We start from the raw sequence: 18,482 nt of genomic DNA, 5'->3' as shown, positions 1-18,482 counted from the left end.
CTCCTGGACGCCGGTGCGACTGGACGATTCCTGCGCGAGATCGACGTGCGTCGCTGCGAACACCTGTACCTAACTCGTTCGCAGCGGTGGCGGCACCCGCAGCGGTGGCGGCGGGAATGATGGGAACATCGGCGGCGGCAGCACGCGACGCTGCCGTTCGGCGACGATCGCGCCCAGAATCTGCGGCGGCGGATAACCGGTCGGCGGCGCGACCCGCACCCGCTTGCACACCTCTGCCACGAGAGCTGTGCCCAAGTTGTGTTGTGCGGCGGGAGTCAGCGCGCGAAACCGCGTCAGATACTGCCGCACCGCCAGCGCCAGATCCTCCGGCAGCCCGGACAGGTCGAGCTGTGCACTCCAGCCGGTCAGCCACGGCGGCGCGACCGCGAGCGCGGGCGGAGGCAGCGCCCGCTGCGCGTGCACCACCACGGTGCCAGCGAGCACGTCGCCGACCCGCCGCGCGTTGGGCGAGCACATCGAGGTGAGCACCGCGATGGCGCCGAACCCGCCGAGCATCCAGAAGTCGACAGCTGCTCCGGCGAGGCCGCGGGTGAGCGCGTGTCGGAAGTCGACGGGTCCGCCGTCCGCTCGCACCACGCGCAGTCCGAGCAGCAGCTTGCCCAGCGTCCGCCCACGCCATGTGGTCTCACAGGCCACCGGGTAGCCGACCAGGACACCGACGATGGTGACCAGTACCGCCACGTCCAGCCAAGCCGAATCCACACCTGTGGGCAGCAGTACCGTCGCGATCACGAACAGGAGGGCGCACCCGAGTGCGAACTGGACAACCACGTCGATCAGAAACGCGGTGGCCCTGGTGGGGATCCGCGCGATCGGCAGCTCCAGGGCCACCGCTTCGCCGGTTGTGAACTCAGCCATCTCGATAGCATTCTTCCGACCGGCGGTAGTGGGAGGCAACCGAATGGACGTGGACGCGTACAGCTTGGCGCACCGGCGGGCGTGGGAGCGGCTCGATTACCTGTCCAAGCGGAACAGGTTGACCGGCGCGGAGGCGGACGAGCTCGTCATGCTCTACCGGCGCACGTCCCAGCAGCTGGCACGTTTGCAGTCGCACAGCCCTGACCCGGAGTTGATCGCCGGCCTGAGCGCGCTGCTGACCCGTGCGCGCGGCCGAGTGCTCGGGACGAGAGCGGACACCTGGCAGGAGGTCGGCCGCTTCTTCACCCATCGCTTCCCTGCGGCCCTGTACCGGGCGTGGCCCTGGTGGGTGGGCGTGGCCGCGGTGTTCCTGCTCGGGTCGGCGAGCCTGGCCGTCTGGGTAGACCGGTTCGATTCGGCGCGTACGGTTCTCGGCATTTCGGACGACACCGCGGACCTCACCGCGCCCGGCGGCGCGTTCGAGACGTACTACTCGGAGCATGCCCATGGCGCGTTCGCCGCACAGGTGTGGACGAACAATGCCTGGGTGACGGCGATGGCATTGTTCACGGGCGTGTTGATCCTCCCCGCCGTCTACCTGCTGTTCATGAACGCGCTGAATCTGGGCGTCACCGCGGGGTTGATGGCCGATGCGGGGCGGCTGGATTCGTTCTTCGGTTTCATCCTGCCGCACGGCACGTTGGAGCTGACTGCGGTGTTCGTCGCAGGCGGCGCCGGGCTGAAACTCGGTTGGACACTGATCGATCCGGGTCGGCTGAGCCGGGTGGAGGCGGTGGCCCGGCAGGGCCGGGCGACGGCGACGGTGGCGCTCGGGCTGGTTGGCGTGTTGCTGATGTGTGGCCTCATCGAGGGTTTCGTGACGCCGAGTCCGCTGCCCGCGCCGATCCGCCTCGCGATCGGGTTCACCGCCGAGGCGTTGTTCCTGGTCTACGTGTTCGGGGTCGGGCGCAGCGTGGTTTTGAATCAGGTCGGCGACACCATGGACCAGCCGAGTGACTTGCCTGCGATTTACCCCTAGCGAACAATCAGCACACCGTAGGTGGACATGGTCGGCCAATCGGCAGCAGCGTAAGGTCACGGATCGGTTTCGACATCCCCCATTGAGTTCCGCTGGCCGCAGCGAGTCGGGCTCGAGCTGCGGCCAGCGTTACCGTCAACTCTACACAACCGTTACCCCTACGCAACCCTCCCTGCCGAGGTCAAGCGCATAAAGCAGCAGGCCAGCAAACGCTGGCGACGCCTCGCCATTCCCCTGGCCAGCTAACCCGAGGCGTTAGCAGTGGCCACCGCTGTGGCAAGCAGATCACGCTCCGACGAAACCGTCGATACGCCTCCTGCGCGCAGGCCAAGAGGGTGTATCAGGCTTTTTCCAGAGCATTAGCTATCCCGGTTGAATAGACACCTCTATGGTAGAGGTTTTGCAAGTTCACCTGCGCGTTCACCTGTGGACGGTGACGATTGCTGAGTGTTGTTTCAATAAAAGCGACTCAAGGTTTGTTTAACGCTCAGTAAACAAGATGCATACTCGGCGAAACATGCCGTTGCCATGCTTGCGTCTTGTCAAGATCAAGAATAACCGGCTGCGAAAGGGTTCATGCGCAGCCACTCGAACCGGGTGTATCAGCACCTCGACCGCAACCATAATCAGGGGTGTGATCTTCGCCTCACTGCCTCTTCGCGACGGGGAGAGCCCCGCGAAACCGACACTGCCGCACGGCGTCACGAGACCAACGTCACACCTTGCCAAAGCGCCGAAGCGTGCTGACAAACCTCGTTCAACTCTGTCAGCGAATGCGCCCGCTCATACCCGCCCGCCCGTGCTTACGGCGATGCGTTCACTCACCCGGTTCGGCACCGTCCACAGCTGTGCACGCAGACAACTCCACCGCTGTGCACAACGAACCACCACACTTGTGCATCAATCGGCGGTGCCGCGATCGGCCGTGTGATATCCACAGCCCCCAACTCCTCCGCCATCCCCAGGCGCAACAGTGGCATCAACAATCTTGATCCACACCCATCCCCAAGCTGGTGAATACTTCCCCCGCCAGTCAGACGCACAACCAGAGCCGCGAACAAGTCTCCGCGGTTTCGTTCGCCTGCAGTGTCGTTGCGAACTCCCGGCACTGAATCCCGAAGCCACACACAGAGTTATCCACAGCTCCGACTGCCAGTCGGCCGAGGTCGCAGCGTCGGTATCCCGGACAAGTCGACCGATCGACGAAGGCCGGCAATCCCGAGAGCACTCACAGCGTCATCCACAGCGTCGACATGGCCGGCGCGCTCGGCAGCAGCGCCAGCGTGCAGGCCGCGAGGATGGTCGAAGGTAGACGCATCGGGGTCCTCCTTCGGCTCACTGCATCCGAGTGGTCACGCCGAAAACCGTATCGACATCCGAATCGACTGATCGGGCGTAGCACCGGCAACATCGATACGATGGCGCCATGAATGGAGTCCGGGCCCGCGTTCTGTCCAGCCTCGCCGGTCAGCTCGGTAACCCGCATGGCGTCCTCGGCAAGGGCGTCGCCTTCGTACTGAACCGCGGCAACAAGCGCGCCATCGCGGACGCGGTCGAGGCCACCGCCGTCGCAACGGGCGGAAGGGCCGCCGATATCGGATTCGGCGGCGGCGCAGGGCTTTCACTCCTGCTGAAACGCGTCGGCGACACGGGTGTGGTGCACGGCGTCGAGATCTCGCACGACATGCTGGCCCGCGCCCGCTCCGGCCACGCGGCCGACATCGGCTCCGGCCGACTGCGACTCGACGAAGGTTCGCTTACTGCGCTGCCGCTCGCGGACGACAGCCTCGACGCCGCGATCACGGTCAACACCATCTACTTCGTGGCGGACCTGACCGCCGCCTGTGCCGAACTCGCCAGGGTGGTCCGACCCGGCGGCCGTCTGGTGATCGGGATCGGCGATCCGGACGCGATGGCGAAGCTGCCATTCACACCGTACGGCTTCACCCTTCGTCCGGTGCCGGACGTACTCGCGGCACTGGAGCAGGCGGACTGCGCAGTCGAGCACCGACAGTTGGCGCATCTGCCGATCCCGCACCATCTTCTCGTCGCCACGCCCGCATAGCTCCTTACATCAGCGCACCGCCGTCGACCCGGATCTCCGTTCCGGTCATATAGCGTCCGTCGTCGGAGGCCACCATGGCGACCACCCCGGCGATGTCTTCCGGACTGCCGAGCGCCCCGCCATCGAGCCAGCCGGTCATCCGGGAAAACAGCTGCGGATCGAAACCCTCTGGCTGATCGCGGATGGACTTCGTGGTGATGCCGCTCGTGATACCCGCGGGAACGATGTTCACCGCGCGCAACCCCTGCTTCGCGTACTCCAGGGCGATCGCATGGGTGAAAGCGTTCACGCCGCCCTTGGACGCCGCGTAAGACGCGAGGTAGGGCGCCGCGCTGAAGGCCGCGGTCGAGGAGATGTTGACCACTACCCCGTGCCCGGTGTCCAGCAGTGCGGGCAGCGCGGCCTGGGTCATCAGGAAGGTCCCGGTGAGGTTCACCGTGATCACCTGATTCCACACCTCGAGCGGCATCTCGTGGGTGCGCGCAGGCCGCAGGATGCCCGCCCCGTTCACCAGCACATCGAGGCCGCCGAGGAATTTCAGCGCCTCCCCGGTGGCCGATCCGACCGACTCCGGGTCGGCGACGTTCACCTCGACCGTTCGCAATCGCTCGGTGGCATCGCATGCCTTCGCCGCGGTGGCCGCGAGGCCTGTCGCGTCGATGTCGGCGGCGACCAACTGTGCCCCCTCATCGAGCAGCCTCAGGGCGATGCCCTGACCGATGCCGGAACCCGCTCCAGTCACCACCACACGGCGGCCGTCATATCTGCGCATGCCAAAAATTAGAACAGGTTCTCATTGTGAGTCAAGCCACTTCCGTCGCCCGGCGACCGTCAGGTCAGAGCCCTTACTCCTGTGCGATTCGCAAGACCATTGCAGCCATCGCGGCACCGTAGGCATGACCAGTCGACTGGTGGGTAATTCGAGGTGCGTAACTGCCACCCCCGTTCGACAGGCTCACAGCGCTAGCCGCGATGGTGGCGACGCAGTTGCCACCCGTCTTCGGCGTCGAGTCGACGGTCACCGTACCGAGTGCGAGGAGGTCGAGCGCCGAGGGTCCCACCCGCGCGTCACCGATCAGACACCGACTATCGTTACGCTATCTGATGGCACGTTAAATGACGGGAAGGTAGCTATGGCGAACGCGAGGATGCTCGGTACCGTGCGTCGAGCGGGGGCCGCGATGCTGGTCGGAGGCACGCTGGTGACGCTGGCAATCGTCTCGCCCGAACCTGTCGTGGCCGTCACCGCAGACCGTTATTCACACGACCCTGCGGATCGGCGCGGCTACGGCGTGGGAGAGCGCGGCACGAGCAGCAATCACGGCGCGTACAGAGGCCGCAACGAAAGGCCCTGTCAGTACACCCCCGAGGGGGTTTGCACCGGAGGGCGCTGACAATCGCGACGCGAAGTGGTTGTCGCGCCCGAGCTGTCGGCGTGCTGGGTAGGCCGGCCGGACATGCCGTCGGGCGGTAGTGGCCTGCGGCTTCGGCCCGGGCTGCGGAGAAGTGGGTCACGAAGTGCGTGTGGACGATCATCTACGGCGCACGAAGGCAATGTGGACGGCGTCGACTTTACGGCAGGTATCAGTGCGTGATTGTCGGCGGCGCGCCATCAACAAGCCGTGTTGACACGAAAGGCCGCAAACCAGAGAAACCCTCTGACCTGCGGCCCTTTCGCACTATACTGTGGGCGAAGGGGGACTTGAACCCCCACGTCCCGAAGGACACTGGCACCTGAAGCCAGCGCGTCTGCCATTCCGCCACTCGCCCGAGCGACTGGGAGACAGTATCACGCCCCTATGCCGGACATGAAATCCCCATTTCAGAGCCCTGGCATGGAGGCTCGACGGGCACGGGAACCTGGGGTCGTCGCCAATAGTTACAGGTGTGGACGATCGTGGATATCATGCAATGAACGTGGTCGATGAGCGACACGCCATACTCGCGTGTCGTTGTTACGAATCAGGAAAGAGACGCTCACCGAAAGGAGGCCGAGATGGGCATCGTTTCGCGGTTCGAGCGTCGTCTGCAGGGCGCCGTCGGGGATGTCTTCGCCAGAGTGTTCGGCGGCAATGTCGTACCCCAGGAGGTGGAAGCGGCGCTGCAACGCGAGGCAGCCGATCACGTCCAGGATCTCGGCGGCGGCCATCTCCTGGCGCCGAACAGTTATGTGATCACGATCAACTCCTCGGATCACCAGCAACTGGATGCCGATCACGACCTCACCACCCGCGCGTTCGCCAAACATCTACAGGATTACATCCGCGAGCAAGGCTGGCAGACCTACGGCGAAGTACACGTGGCGTTCGAGGCATCACCTACGCTGCACACCGGACAGTTCAGGGCAAGTGGCCGCGTCGATCCGGACGCCGGGCACAGAGCCACAGCGGCTCGCGGCCCCGAATCACCGCCACAACGACCTGCAACCCCGCAACCAGGAGCTGGCCCCATGACGCAGAACTCAGGCTACGACCCGAGCCGTGAGCCCGCGGAGTCCGATCCACGCAACCGCGGGTACGCCCCACCGCCTGCTGGTCGCGGCGGTCCGCAGAACGGCGCGTACCGCGACGACTACGGCCGCGGCGGCGCGTACGCAGCGGATTACCAAGCGCCGGACGCCCAGCAGGGGTACGGCGACTACCAGAACGGCTACGACTACCAGCAGGGCGAGCGCGGCGGCTACGGCCAGCAACAAGGCTACGCCGAACCCGGCTACGGCCAGCCGGGCTACAACGACCCCGGCTACGGCCAGCAACAAGGCTACGCCGAACCCGGCTACGGCCAGCCGGGCTACAACGACCCCGGCTACGGCCAGCAACAAGGCTACGCCGAACCCGGCTACGGCCAGCCGGGCTACAACGACCCCGGCTACGGCCAGCAACAAGGCTACGCCGAACCCGGCTACGGCCAGCAAGGCCAAGGCTACGGCCAGCCGGGTTACGCCGACCCAGGCTACGGCGACCAGGCCTACGGCGATCAAGGCGGCTACGGCCAGGATGATCAAGGCGGCTACGGCCAGGCCTACTCGCAGCAGCCGGGCTACGGCGCGCAGCAGGGCTACGGCGGCGGCCAGGGTTACGGCGCCGCTCCAGCAGCCGGTTCCGGCTACTCCGCGACCCTGCAGCTCGACGACGGCAGTGGCCGGACTTACCAGCTGCGGGAAGGCAGCAACATCATCGGCCGCGGCCAGGACGCGCACTTCCGGCTGCCGGACACCGGTGTCTCGCGCAGGCACATCGAGGTGCGCTGGGACGGCCAAACCGCGATGTTGTCCGATCTCGGCTCCACCAACGGCACCCTGGTCAACGGTTCCCCCGTGCAGGATTGGCAACTCGCCGACGGCGATGTCATCCGCGCCGGACACTCCGAGATCCTGATCCGTATCCTCTGATCCCGTAAGCTCGCGGTGCAGGTCACGACATGGCTCTCGAGGATTCGTCGGTCGTATCGTGATCGAAATCGACCGACGGCCCTATGATGCTGCCAACACACGCGCGGCGCCGATACCGGGGCCGGCAAGACCAGCAGGCTGGTGGGGGTGGTCGAACCGCACCTACGGCACCGACATACACGGTCGAACAGGAGGTGGAGCGCCGTGCAGGGACTGATCCTGCAACTGACCCGGGCGGGGTTCCTTCTGCTGTTGTGGTTGTTCGTGTGGGCTGTGCTGCGCACATTGCGCAGCGACATCTACGCGGCATCCGGCATTCGGATACAGCCCAGGGCCGCACGCGGTTCCGCGGTGCTGCCCTCCTTCAGCCGGGGCCAGAAGGGCGCCAAATTTCTTGTGGTGACTCAAGGTTCACTCGCCGGCACCCGCATTTCGCTCGGCACCCAACCGGTGCTGATCGGACGTGCGGACGATTCCACGCTGGTACTCACCGATGACTACGCCTCGACCAGACATGCGCGGCTTTCTCCGCGTGGTGACGACTGGTACGTCGAAGATCTCGGCTCGACGAACGGCACCTACCTCGATCGCGCGAAAGTCACCACCGCGGTCCGAGTTCCGCTCGGCACGCCCGTCCGTGTCGGTAAAACAGTGATCGAGCTCCGATCGTGACACTCGTTCTCCGCTACGCAGCGCGCAGCGACCGCGGTCTCGTCCGTGGCAACAACGAAGACTCCGTGTATGCCGGAGCGCGACTGCTCGCACTCGCCGACGGCATGGGCGGCCACGCCGCGGGAGAAGTTGCCTCTCAGTTGATGATCGCCGCGCTCGCTCACCTCGACGACGACGAACCGGGCGACGATCTGCTCGGCAAACTCGACGCGGCGACCCGAGAGGGCAACGCGGCCATCGCCGACCAGGTCGAGGAAGAGCCCGAACTCGACGGCATGGGCACCACGCTGACGGCAATCCTGTTCGCGGGCAAGAAACTCGGCCTCGTGCACATCGGCGACTCGCGCGCCTACATGCTGCGCGGCGGTGAGCTCACCCAGATCACCAGGGACGACACATTCGTCCAGTCCCTGGTCGACGAAGGCAGGATCACACCCGAGCAGGCGCACACGCACCCGCAGCGTTCGCTGATCATGCGCGCGCTCACCGGCAACGAGATCGAGCCGACGCTGATCATGCGCGAGGCACGTGCCGGGGACCGCTATCTGCTGTGCTCCGACGGCCTCTCCGACGTGGTCAGCGACGAGACCATCGCGAACACCATGCGCGAGGGCACGACCGACGAATGTGCCGACCGGCTCATCGAACTCGCGTTGCGCAGCGGTGGTCCCGACAACGTGACCGTGGTCGTGGCCGACGTCATAGATCTGGACTACGGGCAGAGTCACCCGATCGTGGCGGGCGCCGCATCCGGCGTCGACGACGACGCACCGCCGCCGAACACGGCCGCGGGCCGCGCCTCCGCGCTGCGTCCGCCGCGCGCCGTACCGCGCAGAGCCACCGCCACGCCGGAGCCTCCCCCGAAAGGGAAGTCACACCGGCTGCGCTGGATCGTGCTCGCGGTGGCGCTGGTCGTTGCCGTCTGTATCGGACTTCTGGTCGGCTACAAGATGATTCGCAGCAATTACTACGTCGGCGCCGACGACGGTTCGGTGGTGATCCTGCGCGGGCTGCCTGGCTCGATACTCGGCTACTCGATTCACGACGTGAACCTGGTCGGCTGTGTTACCCGTAGCGGTGAACTCACTCTGGCCGAGCATCGCGACGACCTGCCGTCCTCCTGCAAGCCGCTCCAGGTCGGCGATCTGAAACAGACCGGCCGCGATCAGGTGGACAAGGGGTTGCCGCCGGGTTCGCTGGACAAGGCCAAGGACTCGATGACCTATCTCGCGCAGCGAGAACTGTTGCCGCCTTGCCCGGCCAAGGGATCGGTGCCGCAGCCAGGGGTCGTTCCGTCCACCGAGCCCGCGCCGCCGGGGCCCGCCGGCGTGCCGCCCGCCCCGACCACAGCGCCCGCGCCCGCGCCCGCCGAGGGTGACACCAGGGGCACCGAGATCAAAACGCCGACGAAGTCGGAGGCTCCTGCCTCGCCGTCGAGCACGTCGTCGAACCCCCAGACCGCGGGGGAGAACTGCCGGGTGACGGACTGATGTCCGCACCGTCACCGCCGTCCGCGGGGGCCTTTCCCAGTCCCCCGGGCGGATTCGCTCCCGCGCCTCCGCCCAGCACCAGACGCAATGCCGAACTGTTGCTGCTTGCCGGGGCGGCAGGGATCACTACAGCCTCTTTGTTTCTGGTCGAGGCCAGTCAGGAGCAGTCGATCACCTGGGAGATCGCCAAGTACGGTCTGGCGTATCTTGCGTTGTTCGGTGTCGCGCATCTGGCCGTGCGGCGATTCGCGCCGTTCGCCGACCCGCTGTTGCTGCCGATCGTCGCGCTACTCAACGGCCTCGGCCTCGTGTTGATCCATCGGCTCGACCTCGCCGATGAGCAGACCGCCGCCTACAACTCATGGGCGGTTCCCTCTCCCGACGCCAACCAGCAGATTCTATGGACCGCGTTGGGCACGGCCGTGTTCATCGTGCTGCTGATCGCGCTGCGCGACTACCGAACGCTGGCTCGCTACAGCTACACACTCGGCCTCATCGGACTTGTCGCACTGGCCATTCCGGCCATCCTGCCCAGCAGGTTCTCGGAGACCAACGGCGCGAAGATCTGGATTCGCCTACCCGGGTTCAGCATGCAGCCAGGTGAGTTCGCCAAGATCCTTCTGATCATCTTTTTCGCGTCCGTGCTGGTTGCCAAGCGCGATCTGTTCACCGCCGCCGGGCGCCATGTGCTCGGAATGGAGTTCCCCCGTGCCCGCGACCTCGGCCCGATCCTGGTGGTCTGGCTCGTCTGCATCGGCGTGCTGGTGTTCGAGAAGGACCTCGGTACGTCGCTGTTGATCTTCGGCACCGTCCTGGTGATGTTGTACATCGCCACCGAGCGGGTCGGCTGGCTGATCATCGGAAGCGGGCTGCTCGCGCTCGGCTTTTTCTTCGCCTACCAGCTGTTCGGTCATGTCCGGGTCCGGGTGGAAACCTGGCTACACCCATTCGACGACTACAACAACACCGGCTACCAGATCTCGCAGTCGCTGTTCGGCCTGGCCACCGGCGGCCTCGCGGGCACAGGGCTCGGGAGCGGCAGGCCAAACCAGGTGCCATTCGCCAAGACCGACTTCATCGTCACCACGATCGGCGAGGAACTCGGGCTGATCGGGCTCGCCGCGGTGCTCATGCTGTTCCTGGTGTTCGTGGTACGCGGCCTTCGCACGGCGCTCGCGGTGCGCGACAGCTTCGGCAAGCTGCTCGCGGCCGGCCTGTCGTTCACCATCGCGATCCAACTGTTCGTAGTGGTCGGCGGCGTCACCAAGCTGATTCCGCTGACCGGTCTCACCACGCCGTTCATGTCCTACGGCGGCTCCTCGCTGCTCGCCAACTACGCGCTACTCGCGTTGCTGATCAAAGTGTCGGACGCCGCCCGGGCGCCTGCCCCGGTGCGCAAGAAGGAACCAGCACCGATCGCCGACGCGCAGACCGAGCTGCTGCGCCGCGACGCGGCACGACCGGAAGCGGGGCCCGCGACGTGAACACTCCGCTACGCCGAGTCGCGGTCGCGGTGATGCTGATGATCGTCGCTCTGCTGCTGAACGCCACCTACGTTCAGGTGATCAAGGCCGACGATTACCGCAACGATCCGCGCAACTCGCGGGTGCTGCTCGACGAGTATTCCCGCCAGCGCGGGCAGATCTCCGCGGGCGGCACTGTGCTGGCCAGCTCGGTCGCCACCGACGACCGCTACAAATACCTGCGCACCTACCCGACCGACCCCGAGGCGTTCGCGCCGGCCACCGGCTTCTACTCGATGCAGTACGGCAGCACGGGACTGGAGCGGGCCGAGGACGCGCTGCTGAACGGGTCCGACAGTCAGCTGTTCGGCAGCCGTCTGGTCGACCTCGTGTCCGGCCGGGATCCACGCGGTGGCAACGTGCTCACAACGCTCGACCCGGTGATGCAGCAGGTCGCCTACAACCAGCTGACCAGCAAGGGTTACACCGGCTCGGTGGTGGCGATCGAGCCGAGTACCGGCAAGATTCTCACCATGGTGTCCACGCCGAGCTACGACCCGAACGTGCTCTCTGGGCACGACGGCGCGCGCGGGACCGAGGCATGGGAAAACCTGAGCTCGGATCCGCACCATCCGATGTTGAATCGGGCTATCTCGCAGACCTACCCGCCCGGCTCCACGTTCAAGGTGGTGGTCACCGCCGCCGCGCTGGCCAATCGCACCGCCACCCCGGAGGACCAGTTCACTGCGGCGCCGAATGTCACGCTGCCCGGCACCACTACCACGCTGGAGAACTACAACGGCTCCACCTGCGGGCCCAACCCGACAGCCTCGCTCTACGACGCGTTCCGGCTGTCCTGCAACACCGCGTTCGCCGAACTCGGGGTCAAGGTGGGCGCCGCGAACCTCAAGGACGAGGCGGCCGCATTCGGCATCGGCCCGCACCGCGGCATCCCGATGCCGGTAGCAGAGAGCACCGTCGGCACGATCTCGGACGACGCCGCGCTGGCCCAGAGCAGCATCGGCCAGCGGGACGTGGCGTTGACCCCGCTGGACAACGCGGTCGTCGCGGCGACCATCGCCAACGGCGGCGTCCGGATGGAGCCCTACCTGGTCGATCAGCTACAAGGCCCCGACCTGAGCGAGCTCTCCAAGACCAAGCCGGTCTCAGTCGGGCAGGCGGTCAGCGCCCAGGTAGCGTCGACCGTGACCAACCTGATGATTGCGTCGGAGAACAACACCGCCGGAGGTGGCCAGTCCCGCTATCAGATCGCGTCCAAGACCGGCACCGCCGAACACGGGTCCAACCCGCGCAAAACACCGCCGCACGCTTGGTACATCGCGTTCGCCCCCGCACAGAACCCGAAGATCGCCATCGCGGTGATCGTGGAAGACGGCGGGGATCGGGCGCTTGCCGCGACCGGCGGCTCGGTGGCCGCGCCGGTGGCCCGCGCGGTCCTGGACGCGGGTCTTCGAGGGGGCTGAACGATATGGATGTGCGAGTGAAGGTACGGGGACCTCGATGCTGAACAACGGTGCGATGATCGCCGACCGGTACCGGCTGCAAAGACTGATCGCGACCGGCGGCATGGGCCAGGTCTGGGAAGCCCTGGACACCAGGCTGGACCGCCGGGTCGCGGTCAAGGTGCTCAAGTCGGAGTTCTCCGCCGACCCGACGTTCCGGCATCGATTCCGCACCGAGGCGAAGACCACCGCCCAGCTGAATCACCCCGGTATCGCCGGTATCTATGACTACGGCGAGACGATCGACCCGCAGGGCAGCGAAACCGCCTACTTGGTGATGGAATTGGTCCAGGGCGAGCCACTGAACACGGTGCTCAACCGGCTCGGCAGACTGTCGGTGGCCCAGGGCTTGGACATGCTGGAGCAGACCGGGCGCGCGCTGGAGGTGGCGCACCGCGCAGGTGTGGTGCACCGCGACGTGAAACCGGGCAACATCCTGGTGACACCTACCGGCCAGGTGAAGATCACCGACTTCGGCATCGCCAAGGCGGTAGACGCTTCCCCGGTGACCAAGACCGGCATGGTGATGGGCACCGCCCAGTACATCGCGCCCGAGCAGGCGGTCGGCGAGGACGCCACCGCGGCAAGCGACGTGTATTCGCTCGGCGTGGTCGGCTACGAGGCGCTGGCCGGGCAGCGGCCCTTCATCGGCGACGGCGCGATCACGGTGGCGATGAAGCATGTTCGGGAGACTCCGCCGCCGATGCCGTCCGATCTGCCCGGCAACGTCCGCGAGCTGATCGAGATCACCATGGCCAAGGAGCCAGGGCGCCGCTATGCCCGCGGCGGTGAGTTCGCCGACGCGGTCGCCGCGGTTCGCGCGGGCCGCCGCCCGCCGCCGCCGAGCGGCTCCCATCCCGCCACGCCCATCACCGGAGCCACTCGGGTGCTGCCGCCGGGGCCCACCGCTGTCATTCCCTCCACAGCACGTGATTTCGACGGTGCAACGGTGCGCTACTCGACACCTGCGGCTGGGGCGATCGGCGCGGCCGGCCATGCAGGTGCGGCGGCCGGGGCGCCGGCGACTGTGATGAGCCACGGCACCGGCGGCAGTACCCGGCCTCCCGATGACGGCAAGCGATTCACCGCGACGCAGAAGTGGTTCGCCGGGCTCGGCATCGGCGCCGTCCTGGTCGGTGCCCTCACGCTCTACCTGCTGTTCGGCGGTGACACCAATCCGAATTCGACGCCGTCGCCGACCGCGACGACGGTGCCGAGCCCGAAGCCGGTGCCGCCGGTGGTCACCACGACCACCCCCAAACCCGCACCGCCGCCGGTGGTCACGACCGCCCCCGAACCGACAACCACCGAGCCACCGACTACGACCCCGGAGCAGACGACGACCACGCCGCCGCCGAGCACCACGGCACCGAGCACGACGAAGCCGACCACGACCGCGCCGACCACCACAACGCGGGCACGAATTCCGACCTTCGACTTACCATTTCCGGAGATTCCTGGTGCCCGAGTACCCTCGGTCACTCTCAGCGCGCCCGCTACTCCTTTGCAAGGACAACCATGACGACCCCGAAGAATCTCTCCTCCCGCTACGAGCTGGGTGAGATCATCGGGTTCGGCGGAATGTCCGAGGTGCACAAGGCGCGCGATCTCCGGTTGAGCCGAGACGTGGCGATCAAGGTACTGCGCGCCGACTTGGCGCGCGATCCCACGTTCTACCTGCGGTTCAAGCGCGAGGCGCAGAACGCCGCCGCGCTCAACCACCCGGCTATCGTCGCGGTCTACGACACCGGCGAGGCCGAGGTGGACGGCGGTCCGCTGCCGTACATCGTGATGGAGTACGTGGACGGTGACACGCTGCGCGACATCGTCCGCGGCAAGGGCCCGCTGCCGCCGCGGCGCGCGATGGAAGTTGTCGCCGATGTCTGTGCCGCATTGGATTTCAGCCACAAGGCCGGAATCGTGCACCGCGACATGAAGCCCGCGAACATCATGATCAACCGGGCCGGCGCCGTGAAAGTGATGGACTTCGGCATCGCCCGTGCGATCGCCGACAGCTCCAACCCGATGACGCAGACCGCCGCGGTCATCGGGACAGCACAGTATCTTTCGCCGGAACAGGCCCGCGGCGAAACGGTGGACGCGCGTTCGGATGTCTACTCCGTCGGCTGCGTGTTGTTCGAAATACTCACCGGGGAACCGCCTTTCACCGGCGACTCGCCAGTCGCGGTCGCCTACCAGCATGTCCGGGAGGACCCGCGGCTGCCCTCGCACGTGTACTCGAGCGTGCCACGCGAACTCGACTCCGTCGTGCTCAAAGCGATGAGCAAAAACCCGGCCAACCGGTACCAGACCGCGGCCGAGATGCGCGCCGACCTGATTCGGGTGCTCGGCGGCCAGAAGCCGAGCGCCCCGATGGTGATGACCGACGAGGACCGCACCACCATCATGGGTGCGGATGAGCCCCCGCCGCGCAGCTACCGCACCATCGAGCGCAACGACGACACCGCAGAGCAGGATCCGGCCGATCATTCCAATCAACGCCGCACCGCCTACATCGCGATCGGTGCCGCCGCCGCGATCGCGGTGGTGTTCGCGCTGTTCTGGGTGTTGCTCGGCCCGGGAAGCAGACCGGACCAGGTAGCCGTTCCCGACATGTCGAACAAATCCTCCCAGCAGGCGCAGGACGCGCTGCAGAAGCTCGGGTTCACGGTCGCGATCCAGCAGAAGCCGGACAGCAAGGTCGCGACGGGCAATGTGATCGCCACTCAGCCGCTCGGCGGCTCGCGGATCGACAAGGGCAGCACCATCACGGTCCAGGTCTCCACCGGTCCGGCGCAGGTTCAGGTGCCGAAGCTGACGGGCCTGTCGCAGCAGCAAGCCGAGCAGGAACTCAACGCCAAGGGTCTGCGGTTGAACTCGAACGTCGACCGCAAGCCATCGAGCACCGCGGAGAAGGACACGGTGATCGAGCAGAACCCATCGCCGGGTTCGAAGGTCGATGTCGATTGGGAAGTGGTCGTTACCGTCGGCACAGGCCCCGAGGCGGTTCGCGTTCCCTACGTCGTCGGACAGCAAATCGATGTCGCCGAACCGAACATCGAGGGCAACGGCTTCAAAGTGCTCGTCCAAGAGGTGCAGTCGTCGAAGCCGAAGGGCGAAGTGATCGCGTCCAGCCCTTCGGGCGGCAGCACGGCGGACAAGGGATCCACGGTTACCGTGCAGGTGTCCGCGGGCGATCTGAGGATGCCTTCATTGATCGGTCTCACGGTCTCGCAGGCGGTGGACAAGCTCCGCGCGGAGGGCTGGACCGGCAGCACGAGCCAGATCAGTCAGTCCCCGCAGGGCACATTCGACGCGGGCAACGTGGGCCGGGTCCTCAGCCAGCAACCGTCCGCCGGAAGTTCGGTCCAGAAGAATGGGTCCATTGTGATCGGCGTAGGAGTTCTCGGCCCGCCGTGAGTGGTCTCGTCGTTTCCGTGGGGTCGTCGTCCTCCGCGGAAACGTCTGGTATCGAGAAAAACGAGACCACTCGGTGTGAAAATGCGGGAGAATGAGCGTGCTTCATCCCAATCAGCGCAGCTGAGCACGAGGAGGTAGCTCATGACCACCGCCAGGGACATCATGAAACCCGGCGCACAGTGGATCTCCAAGGACGAGACCGTCGAGAAGGCCGCCAGCATCATGGCCGAGCTCGGCGTCGGATCCCTGGTCATCTCGGATGAGAACGAGCGGATGTGCGGCATTGTCACCGACCGCGACATCGTTGTGAAATGTATTGCCCAGGGTCGGTCCCCGGGCACCACTCGGGTCGCCGAGCTGTGCGAGGCGACGCCGCGCTGGGTCGACGCCAACGCCGACATCGAGGTCGTGCTCGACGAGATGGAAAGTCACCGGGTCAAGCGCATCCCGGTAATCGAGAACAAGCGACTCGTCGGCATGATCAGCGAGGCGGACCTGGCCAGACATCTGGACGACAATCAGCTCGGCGAGTTCGTGACCGCGGTCTACGGACGGCCGTAGGTTCTAGGACAGGTCCAGGTGGCGGTTCATCGACTCGCCGCCTGGGCCGGTTCGACCACCTCGCCAGAATGAGGTAGCTCCGAGCGGGCTGTAGCTCGTCGTCACGGACAGGCATCGGCCGGGAAATACGCGACTAGTTGCGTCGCGGTGTTCGAGCACCTGAAACGTCGCTGTACGACGCATTCCGATCAACCGATCCGCCGATCGGCATTGTTCGCTTTCGGCAGGTAGCGCAGCACGGCGACATCGCCCACTCGGGTAACGTCCGCGAGCCGCATTCTGCGGTGCGGCGCGCCCGGGTAGTCGGCGGCGGCGAGGAAGCGCGGGGCCGTGACGTCGCCGACCAGGATCGGGGCGACGGCCAAGTGCAGCTCGTCGGCCAGATCGGCGGCGAGGAAGGCGGTGTGGACGCGGGTGCCACCCTCCACCATGAGACGGGCGATGCCACGACGACCGAGGTCGTCCAACAACATACCGAAGTCGAGGTCGGCGCCGAGGCTCATCACCTCGGCCAGGCCGGCCAACCGATCGGTGAGCCGCGCTGCGCCCGCGTCGGTGGTATAGGCGAGTTTGCCGCCGCCGTGGTGCCAGAACCGCAAGTCGGGGTCCAGGTCGCCGCTCGCCGACACCGTCACCTTGAGCGGATACTCCGGTTTGCCCGCCGCCAGACGCGCGGCCCTGCGGTCGGCGCTGTCCACAAGCAGCCGTGGGTTGTCGCTGCGCAGGGTCTGCGCGCCGACGAGGATCGCGTCGGAGTCCGCGCGCACCTGGTCCACGCGATCGAAGTCCGCCGCGTCCGAGAGCCGCAGCCGCTCAGGGCTCGCGTCATCGATGTACCCGTCGACGCTCACCGCGACCGACAGCAGCACATGCGGACGGGTCACTGCAGCACCAGAGCGGCGACCTCCGCCTCCAGTCTCTCCACCAGCCCCTCGGTCGGACGCTCACCGCACACGCCGAGCCAGTTGGCGAGCATGCGGTGCCCGCCCTGAGTCAGCACCGATTCGGGATGAAACTGCACGCCATGGATCGGCAGGGTGCGGTGGCGCATGGCCATCACGATCCCACTCTCGGTGCGTCCGAGCACCTCGATCTCCTCCGGCAGGGTGTCCTCGACAACCGTGAGCGAGTGATACCGAGTGGCAGTGAACGGGTCGGGCAAACCTGCCAGCACGCCGGCGCCGATGTGGAACACCGAACTCGTCTTGCCGTGCAATAGTTCCGGGGCTCTGGTGACGGTCGCGCCGAACGCCGCACCGAACGCTTGATGGCCCAGGCACACGCCGAGCAGCGGAATGTTGTGCTCGGCGCAGGCACGCACCAGAGCGATGCTGGCCCCAGCGCGGTCCGGGGTGCCCGGCCCGGGGCTGATCAGGATGCCGTCGAAATCGCGCACGACCGCGTCGACGTCGGACAGGTTCGGATCGTCGTTGCGCCAGACGACGGCGTCGACACCGAGCTGTCCCAGGTACTGCACCAGATTGAAGACGAAGCTGTCGTAATTGTCGACGACCAGAACACGCATGGCAACGAGATTACGTCCCCGCCCGGCACCACGTCGCATCCATTAGCAGTTGGGATAGCCTAGAGGCACACCGGAGGGCGCCGGAGCCTCGTCCCCAGCGGCGAGTGGGCTCGGCAGACCATCGAACTGAATCCGCCCTGCTGGTACCGACCTGTACGCCGAACACGAGGGACGTCATGCCCAAGTCGAAGGTCCGTAAGAAGACCGACTATACGATCAACCCCGCCAGCCGGACCCCGGTGAAGGTGAAGGTAGGACCGTCGCCGGTCTGGTACGTCGCCATCATGCTCGGGTTCATGCTGGCCGGGCTTGTCTGGCTGCTCGTCTACTACTTGGCCGCCGAGCACATCAGCTGGATGAACGACCTCAATGCGTGGAACTTCCTGATCGGATTCGGCCTGATGGTCGTCGGGCTGATCATGACGATGCGATGGCGCTGATCCCGGATTACAGA

15 protein-coding genes and 1 tRNA gene are annotated in these 18,482 nt (G+C 66.2%); 11 read left to right on the top strand and 5 right to left on the bottom strand.

Features of this window, described 5'->3' with window-relative positions; translation table 11 throughout:
• Window positions 1–69: 69 nt before the first annotated feature.
• Window positions 70–879: an RDD family protein gene (locus tag OH799_RS24720; RefSeq protein ID WP_406268525.1), complete on the bottom strand. Its 810-nt coding sequence runs from the start codon at window positions 877–879 to the stop codon at window positions 70–72.
• A 43-nt stretch (window positions 880–922) separates the two neighbouring features.
• Between OH799_RS24720 and OH799_RS24715 the strand changes: the two genes are divergently transcribed.
• Both OH799_RS24715 and OH799_RS24710 read left to right on the top strand, forming a co-directional pair.
• On the top strand, window positions 923–1,918 hold the full coding sequence (locus OH799_RS24715; RefSeq protein ID WP_406268522.1) for a stage II sporulation protein M: 996 nt from the start codon (window positions 923–925) through the stop codon (window positions 1,916–1,918).
• Between the two features lie 1,426 nt (window positions 1,919–3,344).
• Complete coding sequence (locus OH799_RS24710; RefSeq protein WP_406268519.1) at window positions 3,345–3,983, top strand: methyltransferase domain-containing protein; 639 nt, start codon at window positions 3,345–3,347, stop codon at window positions 3,981–3,983.
• Window positions 3,984–3,987: 4 nt separating this feature from the next.
• On the opposite strand, the gene OH799_RS24705 is transcribed toward OH799_RS24710, so the two are convergent.
• On the bottom strand, window positions 3,988–4,755 hold the full coding sequence (locus tag OH799_RS24705; protein ID WP_406268515.1) for an SDR family NAD(P)-dependent oxidoreductase: 768 nt from the start codon (window positions 4,753–4,755) through the stop codon (window positions 3,988–3,990).
• Window positions 4,756–5,670: 915 nt separating this feature from the next.
• Window positions 5,671–5,753: transfer RNA gene (locus OH799_RS24700), tRNA-Leu, on the bottom strand.
• A 226-nt stretch (window positions 5,754–5,979) separates the two neighbouring features.
• Between OH799_RS24700 and OH799_RS24695 the strand changes: the two genes are divergently transcribed.
• The 8 genes from OH799_RS24695 to OH799_RS24660 all read left to right on the top strand — a co-directional run bounded on the left by OH799_RS24695 (window position 5,980) and on the right by OH799_RS24660 (window position 16,503).
• Window positions 5,980–7,374 carry an FhaA domain-containing protein gene (locus tag OH799_RS24695; protein WP_406268511.1) on the top strand — a complete coding sequence of 465 codons (1,395 nt, stop codon included), beginning with the start codon at window positions 5,980–5,982 and terminating at the stop codon, window positions 7,372–7,374.
• A 204-nt stretch (window positions 7,375–7,578) separates the two neighbouring features.
• Window positions 7,579–8,046, top strand: a complete 468-nt coding sequence (locus OH799_RS24690; protein WP_014980860.1) for an FHA domain-containing protein — start codon at window positions 7,579–7,581, stop codon at window positions 8,044–8,046.
• Window positions 8,043–9,536 (top strand): PP2C family protein-serine/threonine phosphatase, encoded by a 1,494-nt coding sequence (locus tag OH799_RS24685; RefSeq protein ID WP_406268507.1) that lies wholly within the window; start codon window positions 8,043–8,045, stop codon window positions 9,534–9,536. The genes OH799_RS24690 and OH799_RS24685 overlap by 4 nt, the downstream gene beginning before the upstream one ends.
• Window positions 9,536–11,020: an FtsW/RodA/SpoVE family cell cycle protein gene (locus OH799_RS24680; RefSeq protein WP_406268504.1), complete on the top strand. Its 1,485-nt coding sequence runs from the start codon at window positions 9,536–9,538 to the stop codon at window positions 11,018–11,020. Before OH799_RS24685 ends, OH799_RS24680 begins: the two co-directional genes overlap by 1 nt.
• Window positions 11,017–12,483 (top strand): peptidoglycan D,D-transpeptidase FtsI family protein, encoded by a 1,467-nt coding sequence (locus OH799_RS24675; RefSeq protein ID WP_406268502.1) that lies wholly within the window; start codon window positions 11,017–11,019, stop codon window positions 12,481–12,483. Before OH799_RS24680 ends, OH799_RS24675 begins: the two co-directional genes overlap by 4 nt.
• Window positions 12,484–12,520: 37 nt before the next feature.
• Entirely contained in the window at window positions 12,521–14,044 is a 1,524-nt protein-coding gene (locus tag OH799_RS24670; protein WP_406268499.1) for a protein kinase domain-containing protein, read from the top strand.
• Window positions 14,041–15,942, top strand: a complete 1,902-nt coding sequence (gene pknB, locus OH799_RS24665) for a Stk1 family PASTA domain-containing Ser/Thr kinase (RefSeq protein ID WP_406268497.1) — start codon at window positions 14,041–14,043, stop codon at window positions 15,940–15,942. Before OH799_RS24670 ends, pknB begins: the two co-directional genes overlap by 4 nt.
• Window positions 15,943–16,083: 141 nt before the next feature.
• Window positions 16,084–16,503: a CBS domain-containing protein gene (locus tag OH799_RS24660; RefSeq protein ID WP_357258549.1), complete on the top strand. Its 420-nt coding sequence runs from the start codon at window positions 16,084–16,086 to the stop codon at window positions 16,501–16,503.
• A gap of 188 nt (window positions 16,504–16,691) precedes the next feature.
• Here OH799_RS24660 and OH799_RS24655 read toward each other — a convergent pair whose 3' ends face one another.
• On the bottom strand, window positions 16,692–17,387 hold the full coding sequence (locus OH799_RS24655) for a RibD family protein (protein WP_406268494.1): 696 nt from the start codon (window positions 17,385–17,387) through the stop codon (window positions 16,692–16,694).
• A complete protein-coding gene (locus tag OH799_RS24650) occupies window positions 17,384–18,028 on the bottom strand; it encodes an aminodeoxychorismate/anthranilate synthase component II (protein WP_357258554.1) in 645 nt (214 codons plus the stop codon). The genes OH799_RS24655 and OH799_RS24650 overlap by 4 nt, the downstream gene beginning before the upstream one ends.
• Window positions 18,029–18,204: 176 nt before the next feature.
• Here OH799_RS24650 and crgA point away from each other — a divergent pair, with 176 nt between their 5' ends.
• Window positions 18,205–18,468: a cell division protein CrgA gene (gene crgA, locus OH799_RS24645; protein WP_357258556.1), complete on the top strand. Its 264-nt coding sequence runs from the start codon at window positions 18,205–18,207 to the stop codon at window positions 18,466–18,468.
• Window positions 18,469–18,482: the final 14 nt, after the last annotated feature.

Origin of the sequence: Nocardia sp. NBC_00881 (genome assembly GCF_045207455.1) — a bacterium.
In the GTDB taxonomy this organism is placed as follows: Bacteria; Actinomycetota; Actinomycetes; order Mycobacteriales; family Mycobacteriaceae; genus Nocardia.
Note: the sequence above shows the minus strand (reverse complement) of the source record. Positions and strands in the feature narration are given on the sequence as shown.

Coding starts and splice junctions, on each gene's coding strand:
- pknB (WP_406268497.1), top strand. CDS start 14,041: ATGACGACCCCGAAGAATCTCTCCTCCCGCTACGAGCTGGGTGAGATC.
- OH799_RS24715 (WP_406268522.1), top strand. CDS start 923: ATGGACGTGGACGCGTACAGCTTGGCGCACCGGCGGGCGTGGGAGCGG.
- OH799_RS24695 (WP_406268511.1), top strand. CDS start 5,980: ATGGGCATCGTTTCGCGGTTCGAGCGTCGTCTGCAGGGCGCCGTCGGG.
- OH799_RS24660 (WP_357258549.1), top strand. CDS start 16,084: ATGACCACCGCCAGGGACATCATGAAACCCGGCGCACAGTGGATCTCC.
- OH799_RS24720 (WP_406268525.1), bottom strand. CDS start 879: ATGGCTGAGTTCACAACCGGCGAAGCGGTGGCCCTGGAGCTGCCGATC.
- OH799_RS24650 (WP_357258554.1), bottom strand. CDS start 18,028: ATGCGTGTTCTGGTCGTCGACAATTACGACAGCTTCGTCTTCAATCTG.
- OH799_RS24670 (WP_406268499.1), top strand. CDS start 12,521: ATGCTGAACAACGGTGCGATGATCGCCGACCGGTACCGGCTGCAAAGA.
- OH799_RS24705 (WP_406268515.1), bottom strand. CDS start 4,755: ATGCGCAGATATGACGGCCGCCGTGTGGTGGTGACTGGAGCGGGTTCC.
- OH799_RS24710 (WP_406268519.1), top strand. CDS start 3,345: ATGAATGGAGTCCGGGCCCGCGTTCTGTCCAGCCTCGCCGGTCAGCTC.
- OH799_RS24680 (WP_406268504.1), top strand. CDS start 9,536: ATGTCCGCACCGTCACCGCCGTCCGCGGGGGCCTTTCCCAGTCCCCCG.
- crgA (WP_357258556.1), top strand. CDS start 18,205: ATGCCCAAGTCGAAGGTCCGTAAGAAGACCGACTATACGATCAACCCC.